This window comes from Mammaliicoccus sp. Dog046, assembly GCF_034039665.1.
GTDB lineage: Bacteria > Bacillota > Bacilli > Staphylococcales > Staphylococcaceae > Mammaliicoccus.
On the sequence record NZ_CP120131.1, the window covers coordinates 1,767,015 to 1,781,655 of the forward strand.

The window sequence follows — 14,641 nt, forward strand, 5'->3', positions numbered from 1 at the left end:
TTTATAAAATAAAAAGCAGTAAACATTCATTTTCACGAATGTTTACTGCTTTTTTCTAATGTTATAGTCAAAAACTTAAATTAAAATGATTTTTTTAGATGAATAATAAATGCTGGTGTAATAAACAAGAATAATAAAAATGAAATTGGTGTTATAAACACTGAAAATTGAGATGTTTGAATTGCTGATACAAAGAACGTAGTTGCAATTTCAAAGAATAAAGCTGATACGACAAACAATTTTCCGAAATTATTTTTATTTTTATAATTCGTTGTGTAATTAAAGTAAGCATATAAAATAATTAATAGAAGAAGGATGAATAAAGTCAACCATTCAAATACATATTGTATTTGTGATAAATGCCATTCTCCAGATAAGAATAACCCGTTACGATTATTAAATTCTATAAATGTAAATAGGAATAATACTGCTGTACATATCCATTCTATATAACTTTTCTTTAACCATTTAGGACGTCTCATCCATTTTGGAATATCTTCGTCCTCTATTTTTATAATTTCTTTCCATCTTTCATTACGTTGTTTACGCTTCGCAATGGCTTCATCAGAATTAAACTTTTCTAATGTTGCTTGTTTAAAGTTTTGTAATTTTTGATAAAAGCCTTGAGACATGTTTAAAATTTTACTTGTAACAAGATTGTTTTTAACACGTGAATATTTTTCATCATTTGACGATTCGATATCTTCATCACTTACAGGTAATGATCTTCTTAAATATAAACTTACCCATACCGACATTTGACTGAAGCACCATAATAATATGAAAAATAAATTGACACTCATTACATCAATTGGTTTAACGTTTTTCGCATCTATATTATGATTCATCGCAAATTGAGAAATAAAATAACATAAACCATATGAAATAATGATCCATAAATAATGATATTTACGATTCGTTGGATCTAATTCATTTTTATAAACGACATATCCAATGTGTATAGCAAACGGAATGATGAATAAAAATGATGCGAAGCTGTATACTTGGAACATCGTCATCATAATGACAACCATAAACAAAATGGTTAATCCGATATAAAATATCGAAATGTCATAATCATAATTTGTAGTTCTTCTTAATGTGCGTCCTATCAATAATACAAATATCCCTAATAATAAAATGATGATTGATGTGACAACCGGCATGCCACCGATATAGTGATTTAAAATTCTTACTAATTCATCAAAAAAAGCAACAAAGAAGTCTCCAATATTTCTAATGTGAATTTCACTAGAATCTTTAATATTATAATCTTTTATTCGTGGTGCATTAAATAGTATAAGTAATCCAGTTATTAAAATGAATATACCTATAATATGACTAAAATGAACTTCCCAGCTCTTTTTCTTTATAGACATGTTCTTCACCTCATTGAACATTATAGTTGTTTCAATTTCAATTGTCTTTAATTATATTGAAAATCGGTCCCAAGTACTAGTATGAAGTTTAAAAAACTTATCTAGTTGGGTATACTATAATATCACAGATTTTAAAGGAGTGTTATTATGCCAGCAAATGATAAGCATAAAGAAGAAGCAAAAAAAGTAAAAGAAAAAGAACAACAAAATAGTAATGATCGCAAAGACGGTCAAGAAAAAACGAAAGACAATATTCAAGATACTTTTGAATAAGTCATTCCGTTTAATACGTTGTTAGATTCGTTAGATGAGCGAACACTAAGAATTCCTATTGACAAAAAAACTATTTCGACTTATTGTTAGTGTTAACAATTCAATACATGCACTAGGGGCGTTTTTAACTGAGACGGACATATTTATAGTCTGGACCCTTCGTACCTGATCTAGATGATACTAGCGTAGGAAAGTGTTCGAAAATCATATAATATTCATTTTAATGATGATAACAATATTTTTGTGCGCTTCTATTTAGATATAGGAGTGCACATTTTTTTATATAAAGGAGCAAATACACATGTCAAAAAGTTTAACATTGTCTGATATTTTAGTCACAGTTTTAATTGGTGCAATCTTCTCAATCATTTATAAGTTTTTATGGATTCCTTATGAATTCCTCAAACCATTAGGCTTACATTTAGAACAATCTGTTTATGGTTTTTGGTTTATAGCAGCTATCGTTGCTTATTTAATTATCCAAAAACCTGGTGTGGCTATTTTAGCTGAATTCGCTGCTGGTGCTGGTGAAACAATTGTTATGGGTCAGTTTGACATCCCTACTTTCATTTATGCATTGTTACAAGGTTTAGCTTGTGAAGTCATTTTTCTAGTTGTTCGTTACCAATCAAGAAAATTATCTGTTGCGGTAATTGCAGGTATGGCAGCAGGTATCATTACTTTACCTATCGACTGGTATTATAATTATTTAGGTGATGTAGCTCTTTGGAACGTCGTTCTTATGTTCACTATTAGAATATTGAGTGGTGCAATCGTTGCAGGTGCATTAGGATATGCAATCGTAAGAGCGCTCGATCAAACTGGTGTTACAAAACTCTTTAGACCTGCATCTAAAAAAGATTATGACTTATTATAGGAGTTATTCCATTGTTATCACTTAAAAATTTAAGACTCAAATTTCCAGAAGATGAACGTATTATATTTAAAAACATAAATATTGAAATTAAAGATAAAGAAAAAGTACTTTTACTTGGCCCTAGCGGTTCAGGTAAAAGTACATTATTAAATGTACTAAGTGGTATTATCCCTAGATCTATGGATATTCCAATGAAATACGATCATAAGCATATAGATCCTTCTCCTGGAGTTATCTTCCAAGATCCAGATACACAATTTTGTATGCCTCGTATTAAAGAAGAGCTTGCATTTATTTTAGAAAATAAAAACGTACCTGCACACGAAATGGATCCATTAATAATAGAAGCAATGCAAAAAGTAAACCTTGAAGCTGATGCTTCAACAAAGCTTGATCGATTAAGTGGCGGTATGAAACAAAAGCTAGCAATTGCATCTATGTTGTTACAAGAATCAGATACGTTATTTTTAGATGAACCTACTGCCATGTTAGATCGAGAAGCGACAACACAATTGTGGAATCTTATGATGCAACATTGGGAACACCAAACTGTCGTTATTGTTGAACATAAAGTAGATTATATTTGGAATTACGTTGATAGAGTTATTGTAATGAATGAAACAGGAGAAATTACGCATGATAGTACGCCAGAAGACATTTTAAACAACCATACGCAAATTTTAAATCAATATGGTGTATGGCACCCTAATTCATGGCAATTTGCGCCACAACTAGAATATAAGGCAACAAACAGCCAACCTTTACTATCCTTAGACCAATTAAACATATTACGTGGAAAACGTACATTGTTTAATAGTGACCATATAACAATCAATAGCGGTGAATGGATCACGTTAACAGGTAAGAATGGTACTGGTAAGACAACTTTCTTAGAATCAATTATGCAGCTTGTTAAATATAAAGGCGAGATGTCATTCGAAGGCCAACCTTTAAACAAAGTAAAAGATGCGTCTCAGCATATTTATTTTGTTTATCAGAATCCAGAACTACAATTTATAGAAATGTCTGTATACAACGAAATTTATATTAACTTTGCATTCCAGGATAAAGCAACAGCGCAAGAGAGAACAATAGAAATGTTACAGTTACTTAAATTAGAACACGTTAAACATCAACACCCATTTGAATTATCTATCGGACAGAAGAAACGTCTGAGTGTTGCGACAGCATTAAGTACGCAATCAGATATCATATTGTTAGATGAACCAACCTTTGGACTGGATAGTCATAATACATTTGAACTTATAAAGTTATTTCATAACCGCGTTCAATCTGGTCAAACTATCTTAATGATTACACACGAAAATGAAATTATTAATAGATATGCTACAAAGCAATTCACAATATCTCATCAACAATTATTAGTTACTGGTGGTGATATTGATGCTAAGTAACTGGAAACAATATACTACCTTTATCGATAACGTAAATGTTATAACGAAATTAACTTTGGGTATTTCATTATTCTTCTTTGTAATCTTTATTCATAATTTTGATTTTATGCTTTATTTAACTATCATCATGTTCATTTATTTAATTACCATGAGTGGTGTTCGATTTTTACCACTGTTTTTAGTTATATTAATGACATTATTTTTCGGTTTTACTTCTGCATTATTTATGATTTTTTATGGTGAAGGCTCAGAAACGATTTTTAAATTAGGATTCATAAACATCACCCATGAAAGTCTCATGCGCGGTCTTCACGTTACGATGCGTACACTTGTCATATCATTTTATGGCATGGTGATTCCCTTCACTTCACAAATCATATTTGTGTTTTATAGCTTTATGCAGCATTTACGTTTAAAGCCAAAAATCGCATACGCATTTATGGCAGCCATACGCATGATTCCAATTATGTTTAGTTCATTTATGCAATTAAGACAAGCATTAAAAATGCGCTATTCCGTTATAGATAAGAAAAATCGCAAAGGCATTAAGTGGATCAATCATTTACTGATACCTACTTTAAGTCAAAGCATTAGAAAATCACATCGATTAGCTGTAGCAATGGAAGCAAAAGGATTTACTAACCAAAAGAGAACATTCTATTATAAAGTTCCATTTACAATTAATGATATATACTTCTTATTATTTTCATTCGCATTAGTCATTATAGCTTTTGTATTTAGTATTTACTTACCAATCACAAGCATTTCAGATATAAGATAAAACAAACAAGAGGACACATTGATATGTGTTCTCTTGTTTGTTTATGAAAAAGCCTTTCTCAATAAAAAGTATGCTAACGAGATTGTTTTTACTTTCTATCTCGTTAGATTTTTTAACGAGATTGTTTCTTAGAACTATCTCGTTAGCCATACCCAATATTGCATGTCGATCCTCACTTGCAATGTTCAGCATTTTTTCGCTGACTCCTGCGGGAACATGCCCGCGGAAAGCATGCGCAAAAAAAGCCGACAAAGTATATAACTTTGTCGGCAGTCTGAAAGATTTATTTATTTTTAGCTTTAATTGCTTTATGTCCAATATCTGTTCTATAAAACAATTGTTCACTTTTGATTTTATCCACTTGCGCATATGCATTTTGTTGCGCTTCTTCAATATCATTACCTGTACCAATTGTAATCATGACTCTTCCACCATTATTTACAAATTGATTATTTTCATTCAATTTCAAAGCACTAACAAAATATTGATCTAAATCTTCTAGTCCTTCTACTAATGCACCTTTTTCATAAGAACCTGGATAGCCTTTAGAAGCTAACACAACTCCAACAACACTCTCTTCTTTCCATTCAAGTTGTATTGGTTCTTTATTATAAGTTTTCTCTAGAAGTTCAACAAAATCTGAATCCAATCTCGTAAGTAATACTTGAGCTTCTGGATCTCCAAATCTTGCATTAAACTCGATTACTTTAGGTCCCTCTTCTGTTAAGATTGCACCAATATAAATTAAACCGAAGTAATTAATGCCTTCACTTACAAGTGCATCAGCAATAGGTTGTGCTATTTTACTGTTTGTTTCTTCTAAAATAGCTTGAGGAATGTGCGGTACTGGACAATATGCACCCATACCACCTGTATTTGGTCCTTGATCGCCATCAAATGCTCTCTTATGGTCTTGAGCAATACAATCAAAAGGAATAGCATATTCTTGATTTACGAATGTCATTACTGAATATTCTTCACCATCTAAGAATTCTTCAAATACTACTTTTTCTTTTTGCGTCACGTATAATTCCGCTACACCTGCTCTAGCTTCATCTCTCGTTAACGCAACAATAACACCTTTACCTGCTGCTAATCCATCTTTTTTAAGCACAATCGGAATTTTACAAGTTTCTACATATCGTAATGCTTCATCTTTATCCGTAATTGTCTGATATTCAGCAGTTGGAATGTTATACTTTTCCATTATTTTTTTAGCAAATTCTTTAGAACCTTCTAATTGTGCCGCTTCTTTATTTGGACCAAACACTTTTGCATTTGTATCTGCAAGTGTATCTGTTAATCCATCAATAAGTGGTTGTTCAGGTCCTATGACTACCCATTCAATTTCGTGTTCTATAACAAAATCTTTAATTAATGCATGGTCTGTTTCTTTAATATTTGAAATTACAGTTGCAACTTTAGTCATAGCATCGTTACCAGGGATTACAAATACTTCGTCAACTGATTTTGAAGTGCTACACTTTTGAGCTAAAACATGTTCTCTTCCACCTGATCCAATTACAAGTACTTTCATATTTGACCTCCTAGTGTTTAAAGTGCCTCATACCAGTAAATACCATACTGATGCCATATTTATTTGCCATATCGATTGAATCTTGGTCTTTAATAGATCCACCTGGTTGGATAATTGTTTTAATACCTGCTTTTGCAGCTGTTTCAACAGTATCACCCATTGGGAAGAATCCATCAGAAGCTAATGCAACATTGTCATTCATTTCAATCGCTCTATCAATTGCAATTTGTGCTGAACCTACACGATTCATTTGTCCTGCACCTACTCCAACTGTTTGATGATCATTTGCTAAAACAATAGCATTACTTTTTACTGAACGTACGACTTCCCATGATAATTCTAATGCTTTCCACTGCGCTTCAGTAGGTTCTACATCTGTAACAACTTTCATTTCATCTCTTGAAATTGTAGCAAGATCTTTATCTTGAACTAAATATCCACCAGAAACAGAGACAACTTCTTGTTCGTCTTTCGTTTCATCCATTTCAATTTGTAATAATCGAATATTTTTCTTAGTCGTTAAGACTTCTAAAGCTTCCTCATCAAAGCTTGGTGCAATAACTACTTCTAAGAAAATTGAATGTAATTCTTCAGCTAATTTTTTAGTGACAGGTCTATTCAATGCAACAATACCACCAAAAATAGATTGTGAGTCAGCTTCATATGCATATGCATACGCATCTTCAATATTATCTGCAATACCAACACCACATGGATTCATATGTTTTACAGCAACTGCAGCTGGTTGTTTAAATTTCTTAATTAACGTTAAAGTTGCATCCGCATCTTTAATATTGTTATAACTTAATGCTTTACCATGTAATTGCTTAGCACCTGCTAAAGTATGTGGTTCATTTGATGTTTTAACAAATGTCGCACTTTGTTGAGGATTTTCCCCGTATCTTAATTCTTCTGATTGATTCGCAAAGAATTCTACGATTGTTTTATCGTAATCATTAGTATGTTTAAATACTTTAACCATTAATGATTTTCTAAATGCTTCATCCAATTTATCTTCTTCAATACGATTTATGACTTCTTCATAGTCATCTGGATTTACAATAGTAGTAACAAATTTAAAGTTTTTAGCAGCCGCTCTCAACATTGTTGGTCCACCAATATCAATGTTTTCAATTGCTTCATCTTCTGTTACATTTTCTTTTTTAATCGTTTCTTTAAATGGATATAAATTAACAACAACTAAATCGATCAAGTCAATATTTTGTTCTTTCAATGCTGATAAATGTTCCGGGATAGAACGATTTGCAAGTATACCTCCATGAACACCAGGGTGAAGTGTTTTCACTCTTCCATCCATAATTTCAGGGAAATTTGTTAAGTCCGACACTGAATATACTTCTATATTCGCTTCTTCTAACGCTTTTTTTGTACCACCAGTTGAATATATTTTATAATCATTTTCTAGTAATTTACTTGCAAATTCTACGATATTTGTTTTATCTGAAACACTTAATAATGCATTTTTCATTGTGAAAAGGCTCCTTTATTGAATAATTTCTTTTATGACACGTGGATATAATTCATATTCTAAGTTTTGGATTCTTAATTGTAGTGTTTCTCTTGTATCTTCTGGAGAAACTGAACAACTGAGTTGATCTATAATTTCTCCAGTATCCATACCACTATCTACATAATGAACAGTTGCGCCTGTTACTCGCACACCATATTCTAACGCTTGACCAACTGCATCTTTACCTGGAAAACTCGGTAAAATTGAAGGATGAATATTTAACATCTTACCTTCGTATTGTTTCAATAAAGTTGGACCAACAATTTTCATATAGCCAGCTAATATAATCCAGCTTACTCTATCTTGAGATAATCTCGTTAGTAATGCTTCTTCATACTCTACTTTACTGTCATATGTTTTTGGATCAATGATATATACCGGCAAATTAAATCTTCTTGCTCTTTCGATACAAAATGCATTTGGATTATCCGTATATAATGCAGTCACTTCAATATGATTTAAATATCCGACTTCAATATTTTCCATTATTTTTTCAAAGTTCGATCCATTACCTGAAGCAAATACTGCTGTTTTTATCATGATTGAACCCCCGAAAGATTAACTTGACCTGAACCATTTGAAATACTTCCAATCACATGTGCAGTTTCACCTTGTGATTTAAGTATGTTTAATGTTTCTTCTTGATCTTCTTTATTAACAAAGAGTATAAAGCCAATACCCATATTGAAGACGTTATACATCTCTGTTGATTCAATTCCAGCTTGTTCTTTTAACCAATTGAAAATCTCTGGCACATTGTATGATGTTACATCTATATTGGCATCTTTATCTTCAGGTATAGCTCTTGGAATATTCTCAATGAATCCGCCACCTGTGATATGAGACATACCTTTGACTTTTACATTTTCTAATACTGAAAGAACAGGTTTTACATATAATTTAGTAGGTTCTAAAAATGCATCTAGATAAGTTTGATTTTCATTAAATGAATCTTCTAAATTAACACCACTTTTATTAATTAAATTTCTTACTAGACTATAACCATTTGAATGAATACCACTTGATTCAAGACCAATAACAACATCGCCTTCTTCAATATTACTACCATCGATGTAATCGTCTTTTTCAACTGCGCCTACACAAAATCCAGCAATATCATATTCACCTTCATGGTACATCTCGCCCATTTCAGCAGTTTCTCCACCGATCAATGCACAGTTTGTTTCTTTACAGCCTTTTGCTACACCAGAAACTATTGCTTCGATCGTTTCAGGCTCAACTTTATTTGTTGCGATATAATCTAGAAAATATAATGGCTCTGCACCTGTCGTTAAGATATCATTCACACACATCGCAACTGCATCAATACCGATTGTGTCATGTTTATTATTATCGATTGCAAGTTTCAATTTCGTTCCGACACCGTCTGTGCCTGAAACTAAAACAGGTTTTTTCATATTTAATTGGGATAAGTCGAATGCTGCTCCAAATCCACCTAATCCACCAAGTACTTCTTTTCTCATTGTACTTTTAACATGGTTTTTCATTCTATTTACTGCTTCATAACCAGCTTCAATATCTACACCGGACGCTTTATATGCTTTCGACATTCAGATTACCCTCTTTATCAAAGTATTGTTTGTTATTAGCAAGATATGCTTTTTGACGCGGACTTAAGTTTTCAAAGTATCTTTCTTCATAATCATATAAACCAGCTGGATAATCTCCAGTGAAACTTTCTACACATAATCCATGGTAAGGTACATTTTCATCTAAACCAATAGATTGAATTAAACCGTCAACTGATAAATATGCTAATGAATCTGCTCCAATGTAGTCTCTTATTTCTTCTGGTGACTTACTTGCAGAAATTAACTCTGATGAAGTAGACACATCTATACCATAGAAACTTGGGAACATAAATTCAGGTGATGCAATACGAACATGAATTTCATTTGCACCAGCATCTTTCAACATTTTAACTATTCTTTTACTTGTTGTACCTCTCACAATTGAATCATCAACGAGTACAATATTTTTTCCATGTACGATATCTTTTACTGCTGATAATTTCACTCGTACACCTTGTTCTCGCAATTCTTGTGTTGGTTGTATAAATGTACGTGCAACATATTGATTCTTTACAAGACCCATTTCGTACGGCAAATGACTTTCCTCAGCAAAACCTGACGCAGCAGAAAGTGATGAATTAGGAACACCAATAACCATATCTGCCTTAACAGCTGGGCTTTCTTTAGCTAATCTTTTTCCTGATTCTTTACGAACAGCATGTACGTTTTTTCCTGCTATAGTTGAATCCGGTCTAGCGAAGTATATATATTCCATTGCTGAAATAGCTGTCGTTGTGTCTTTCGTATATGACTCTACTCTAATACCATCATCATTGATAACGACGAATTCACCAGCATGGATGTCTCTTACGAATTCAGCACCTAATACATCAATTGCACATGTTTCACTTGCAATAATGTATGCGCCTGTCTTCATTCTACCAACAGCAAGTGGTCTAATTGCATTTGGATCAACCGCACCATACAATGCATCTTTAGTTAATAAAGCAAAAGTAAATCCACCTTTAATTGTATTTAAGCTTTCTTTAAAAGCTTCTTCAAATGTAGGTGCTTTACTTCTTCTTATTAAATGCATAATTACTTCTGTATCAGATGAAGAATGGAATATTGCGCCATCTTTCTCTAATGATTGACGTAAACTTTGCGCATTAACAAGATTACCATTGTGACAAACCCCCACACTCATATCATAGAAATGATATAAGAATGGTTGAATGTTCTCGATACCTTTATTGCCTGAAGTGGCATAACGAACATGCCCTATTGCGTGTTGGTTACCTTTAAATGATTCCAGTTGCGTATCAGAGATTGCTTCTGTTAATAAACCTAGACCACGTTCACCCTTAAGTTCAAATCCATTAGAAGATACAATACCAGCACCTTCTTGCCCTCTATGTTGCAAACTGTGTAGTCCCATGTATGTTAATTGAGCTGACTCAGGATGATTCCATATACCGAAAACACCACACTCTTCATTTAAACTCTTGATTTCATACATTGAGCAATTGCCCCTTTCAACTGTTCATTGATATTAGATACATCGTCATTTATTTGAGATGTTTCGTTTGTTAAATTAAAACGGCCATCATTCGTCATTTCACCGATTTCAATAGCACCGTCAACATTTACCGCTTCACCTGATTTAACAACTAAAATATATCTACTTTGTGTTTCACTGAATAGTTGTGCATCTGTTAATGATAATTTGACGTCTAAACCTAAATTAAATTGTGAAGCAATTCTTGCAAGTCCAATAGCTACGCCGCCTTTTCCTACAGCTTTCGCATAAGACACGCGTCCTGATTGAATCGCATCTTTAATTTGTTCTCCACGTTGAACTTCTAAATCTAAATCAATTTTGCTTGGTTCGTGATTTACTTCTTTGAATAATAATTTTTCAATTTGGCTACCACCAAAGTCATTATCAGTATCACCAACTAAATAAACTTTGTCATTTGCTTTTGGTTCAAAATGATTTAAATAATCTACATCTTCAATTAAACCAACCATTCCAACGACTGGTGTTGGGAATATAGAAGTACCTTTTGTTTCATTATATAAAGATACGTTACCAGATACGACAGGTGTGTTTAATGCTTTACAAGCTTCAGCCATACCTTGTGTAGAATCTGCTAATTGTTGGTATATTTCTTTCTTTTCAGGAGATCCGTAGTTTAAACAATCTGTCATAGCTAATGGTTTCGCACCAACAGCAATAAGATTTCTATAAGCTTCAGCTACAACCATTTTTCCGCCTTCATAAGGTTGGTTATATACATATCTCGCTTCGCCATCAATTGTTGAAGCAATTGCTTTGTTTGTACCTTCAACACGCACAACACCTGCACTAAGACCAGGTTTAACAATTGTATTCGCACCAACTTGTTGATCATACTGATCATATGCGTATTCTTTTGAAGCAATTGTAGGATGATTGATTAAGTTTTTGAATACATCATTTACATCTATATTGTCATAACGATTTTGAATGTCTTTATATTCTTTTGGTTCACCTTCTAAAATATATACAGGTGCTTCATCAGCTAATGGTTCTACTGGAATATCTGCATAAACCTCGTCTTCATAAGATAAAACAAAACGATTTGTATCTGTAACCTCACCGATTACTGCAGAATCAAGTTCGTGATGTTCAAATAAATCTAAGAATTTTTGTTCTGTACCTTTTTCTACTACTAATAACATACGCTCTTGTGTTTCAGATAACATCATTTCATATGGTGAAATACCTGCTTCACGCGTTGGTACTTTTTCTAAATGTAAGTGGATACCACTTTCACCTTTAGCTGCCATTTCTGAAGATGAAGAAGTTAAACCAGCTGCACCCATATCTTGAATACCTACTAATTCTGGGTAAGTGATTGCTTCTAATGTCGCTTCCATTAGTTTCTTCCCAACAAATGGGTCACCAATTTGTACAGATGGACGTTTACTTTCTGAAGCTTCACTTAGTTCTTCAGATGCAAATGTTGCACCATGAATACCATCTCTACCTGTTTTTAACCCTACATATATAACTGGGTTACCGATACCTTTTGCAGTTCCTTTTTGAATCATATCGTGATCAATGATACCTACACACATTGCATTAACTAAAGGATTGCCGTCATATCTACCATCGAATTCAATTTCTCCGGCAACAGTTGGGATACCGATACAGTTACCGTATCCACCAATACCTTTAACAACACCACCGAATAAACGACGATTCGTTTTATTCGTTAATTCTCCAAATCTTAAACTATTTAACAATGAAATTGGTCTTGCACCTATAGAAACGATGTCACGAATAATACCACCAACACCTGTTGCAGCACCTTGATAAGGTTCGATTGCTGAAGGGTGATTATGAGATTCAACTTTAAATACCACTGCTTGATTATCACCGATGTCTACTACACCAGCGCCTTCACCAGGACCCATTAATACATGATCGCCTGAAGTTGGGAATTGTTTTAAGAATGGTTTAGAGTGCTTATAAGAACAATGTTCACTCCACATTACTGAGAAGATACCGATTTCTGTGAAATTTGGTTTTCTACCTAAGATACTTACGACTTTTTGGAATTCTTCATCTGTAAGACCCATATCTTTATATAGTTGTTCTTTTTCGATTTCTTCAATACTTGGCTCTAAAAACTTAGACATGTTGTTCCCTCCAACTTTCGATCATAGATTGAAATAATTTAACGCCACTATCAGATCCAAGTAATGTTTCCATAGCACGTTCTGGATGTGGCATCATTCCACATACGTTTCCTGCTTTATTCGTTATGCCGGCTATATCTTTATATGAACCATTTGGGTTATCTTGATACGTTAATATAATTTGGTTATTTTCAACTAATTCGTTATACATTTCATCCGTACAATAATAATGACCTTCACCATGAGCGACTGGATAAATAACTGTTTCATCCTTCTCATATTGATGCGTGAATTTAGTGTCGTTATTAACGATCGTTAAAGCTTCATTTCTACTTACAAATAAATGACTGTCGTTGTGTAATAACGCACCTGGTAATAAACCAACCTCAGTTAATATTTGAAATCCATTACAAACACCAAGAACGGGCTTACCTTCTTCGGCTAATCTTTTTACTTCAGTAATAATAGGTGCCACACGAGCCATTGCACCTGATCTTAAATAGTCTCCGAATGAAAATCCACCTGGAATCAATACGCCATCAAATCCCTTAAGTGATGTTTCTCTATAATCTACATATTCCGCTTCAACACCTGATCGCTTAGCTGCATTTAACATGTCACGATCACAATTAGATCCTGGAAATACTAATACGGCTAATTTCATTACGCGTTCTCCTTATCTTCAAGTATTTTAAAGCTATACTCTTCAATAACTGTATTCGCAAATAATTTTTCACTTAACGTATTAACTACGTTTTCTATTGTTTGTTCGTCTGTTTCATCTACTGTCATATAAATCACTTTACCAACTCTTATATCATTGACTTGCTCATATCCTAAATCGTGAACCGCTCTGTTTAATGCTTGTCCTTGTGTATCTAAAACTTGACCTTGTAATGTGATGTGCAATTCAATATTCTTCATTTATAGTTCCTCCAGTTTTTTGTAAAATGTTTCATATGTGTCAATTAATGAACCTGTGTCTTCTCTATATACATCTTTATCAAAATTCTCTTTCGTTTCTTTGTCCCATATTCTGCATGTGTCAGGTGAAATTTCATCTGCTAACAAAATGTTGCCATCTTCAGTGATACCAAATTCAATTTTGTAATCTACTAAAATCAAATTCATGTCATCCATTAGTTCACTAAGCACACGATTCACATTTAATGCTTGTTCTTTTATAGTTGAAAGTTGTTCCTCTGTAGCAATATTTAATAACGCGACATGATCATCAGTAATTAACGGATCATTTAATTCGTCTTTCTTATAGAAGAGTTCTAATAAAGGTTGTTCGAATTGGTGACCTTTTTCAAATCCTAATCTCTTACAAATAGAACCAGCTGCAACATTTCGTACAACAACTTCAAGTGGGAATATCTCTACAGAACGTACAAGTTGTTCCGTTTCTGAAATTTGCTCTACAAAATGGCTTTCAACACCTTTTTGTTTCAATATTGAAAATATTTTAGATGTAATTAAGTTGTTCAATCTACCTTTTCCAGACATGCTATCTTTCTTAGCACCGTTACCAGCAGTTACTTCATCTTTATATTCAATTCTTAAAACACCTTCTTGTTCGGTATTGAATACTCTCTTAGCTTTTCCTTCATAAAGTAATGACATAAT

14 protein-coding genes and 1 riboswitch are annotated in these 14,641 nt (G+C 33.0%); of the genes, 4 read left to right on the forward strand and 10 right to left on the reverse strand.

Annotated features, from left to right (window positions below):
- Positions 1-80 precede the first annotated feature (80 nt).
- Positions 81-1,379, reverse strand: coding sequence for a lipoteichoic acid stability factor AuxA (gene auxA, locus P3U32_RS08800; protein ID WP_323702764.1), 1,299 nt, complete (start codon positions 1,377-1,379; stop codon positions 81-83).
- 147 nt (positions 1,380-1,526) lie between these two features.
- Between auxA and P3U32_RS08805 the strand changes: the two genes are divergently transcribed.
- The 4 genes from P3U32_RS08805 (at position 1,527) to P3U32_RS08820 (ending at position 4,725) form a co-directional block, all read left to right on the forward strand.
- Positions 1,527-1,652: a hypothetical protein gene (locus P3U32_RS08805; protein ID WP_323702765.1), complete on the forward strand. Its 126-nt coding sequence runs from the start codon at positions 1,527-1,529 to the stop codon at positions 1,650-1,652.
- A 104-nt stretch (positions 1,653-1,756) separates the two neighbouring features.
- Positions 1,757-1,861: riboswitch (TPP riboswitch) on the forward strand.
- A gap of 92 nt (positions 1,862-1,953) precedes the next feature.
- The gene (locus tag P3U32_RS08810; RefSeq protein WP_323702766.1) at positions 1,954-2,529 is read left to right on the forward strand and encodes an ECF transporter S component; all 576 of its coding nucleotides are present in this window, start codon (positions 1,954-1,956) and stop codon (positions 2,527-2,529) included.
- Between the two features lie 11 nt (positions 2,530-2,540).
- On the forward strand, positions 2,541-3,944 hold the full coding sequence (locus P3U32_RS08815) for an ABC transporter ATP-binding protein (RefSeq protein ID WP_323702767.1): 1,404 nt from the start codon (positions 2,541-2,543) through the stop codon (positions 3,942-3,944).
- Positions 3,934-4,725, forward strand: coding sequence for an energy-coupling factor transporter transmembrane component T family protein (locus tag P3U32_RS08820; RefSeq protein ID WP_323702768.1), 792 nt, complete (start codon positions 3,934-3,936; stop codon positions 4,723-4,725). The genes P3U32_RS08815 and P3U32_RS08820 overlap by 11 nt, the downstream gene beginning before the upstream one ends.
- Before the next feature lie 283 nt (positions 4,726-5,008).
- Here P3U32_RS08820 and purD read toward each other — a convergent pair whose 3' ends face one another.
- Genes purD through purC form a run of 9 tightly spaced genes read right to left on the reverse strand, consistent with a single transcriptional unit; the run spans position 5,009 to position 14,638 of the window.
- Entirely contained in the window at positions 5,009-6,262 is a 1,254-nt protein-coding gene (purD, locus tag P3U32_RS08825) for a phosphoribosylamine--glycine ligase (RefSeq protein WP_323702769.1), read from the reverse strand.
- A 10-nt stretch (positions 6,263-6,272) separates the two neighbouring features.
- The gene (gene purH, locus P3U32_RS08830; protein ID WP_323702770.1) at positions 6,273-7,751 is read right to left on the reverse strand and encodes a bifunctional phosphoribosylaminoimidazolecarboxamide formyltransferase/IMP cyclohydrolase; all 1,479 of its coding nucleotides are present in this window, start codon (positions 7,749-7,751) and stop codon (positions 6,273-6,275) included.
- A gap of 15 nt (positions 7,752-7,766) precedes the next feature.
- Entirely contained in the window at positions 7,767-8,333 is a 567-nt protein-coding gene (purN, locus tag P3U32_RS08835; RefSeq protein WP_323702771.1) for a phosphoribosylglycinamide formyltransferase, read from the reverse strand.
- Positions 8,330-9,364, reverse strand: a complete 1,035-nt coding sequence (purM, locus tag P3U32_RS08840) for a phosphoribosylformylglycinamidine cyclo-ligase (protein ID WP_323702772.1) — start codon at positions 9,362-9,364, stop codon at positions 8,330-8,332. The genes purN and purM overlap by 4 nt, the downstream gene beginning before the upstream one ends.
- Entirely contained in the window at positions 9,348-10,844 is a 1,497-nt protein-coding gene (gene purF, locus P3U32_RS08845) for an amidophosphoribosyltransferase (RefSeq protein ID WP_323702773.1), read from the reverse strand. The genes purM and purF overlap by 17 nt, the downstream gene beginning before the upstream one ends.
- Entirely contained in the window at positions 10,823-13,012 is a 2,190-nt protein-coding gene (gene purL / locus P3U32_RS08850; RefSeq protein ID WP_323702774.1) for a phosphoribosylformylglycinamidine synthase subunit PurL, read from the reverse strand. Before purL ends, purF begins: the two co-directional genes overlap by 22 nt.
- Complete coding sequence (gene purQ, locus P3U32_RS08855; RefSeq protein ID WP_323702775.1) at positions 13,005-13,676, reverse strand: phosphoribosylformylglycinamidine synthase subunit PurQ; 672 nt, start codon at positions 13,674-13,676, stop codon at positions 13,005-13,007. The genes purL and purQ overlap by 8 nt, the downstream gene beginning before the upstream one ends.
- On the reverse strand, positions 13,676-13,936 hold the full coding sequence (gene purS, locus P3U32_RS08860; RefSeq protein ID WP_323702776.1) for a phosphoribosylformylglycinamidine synthase subunit PurS: 261 nt from the start codon (positions 13,934-13,936) through the stop codon (positions 13,676-13,678). Before purS ends, purQ begins: the two co-directional genes overlap by 1 nt.
- Positions 13,937-14,638, reverse strand: coding sequence for a phosphoribosylaminoimidazolesuccinocarboxamide synthase (purC, locus tag P3U32_RS08865; protein ID WP_323702778.1), 702 nt, complete (start codon positions 14,636-14,638; stop codon positions 13,937-13,939). It lies immediately after the preceding gene.
- Positions 14,639-14,641 lie beyond the last annotated feature (3 nt).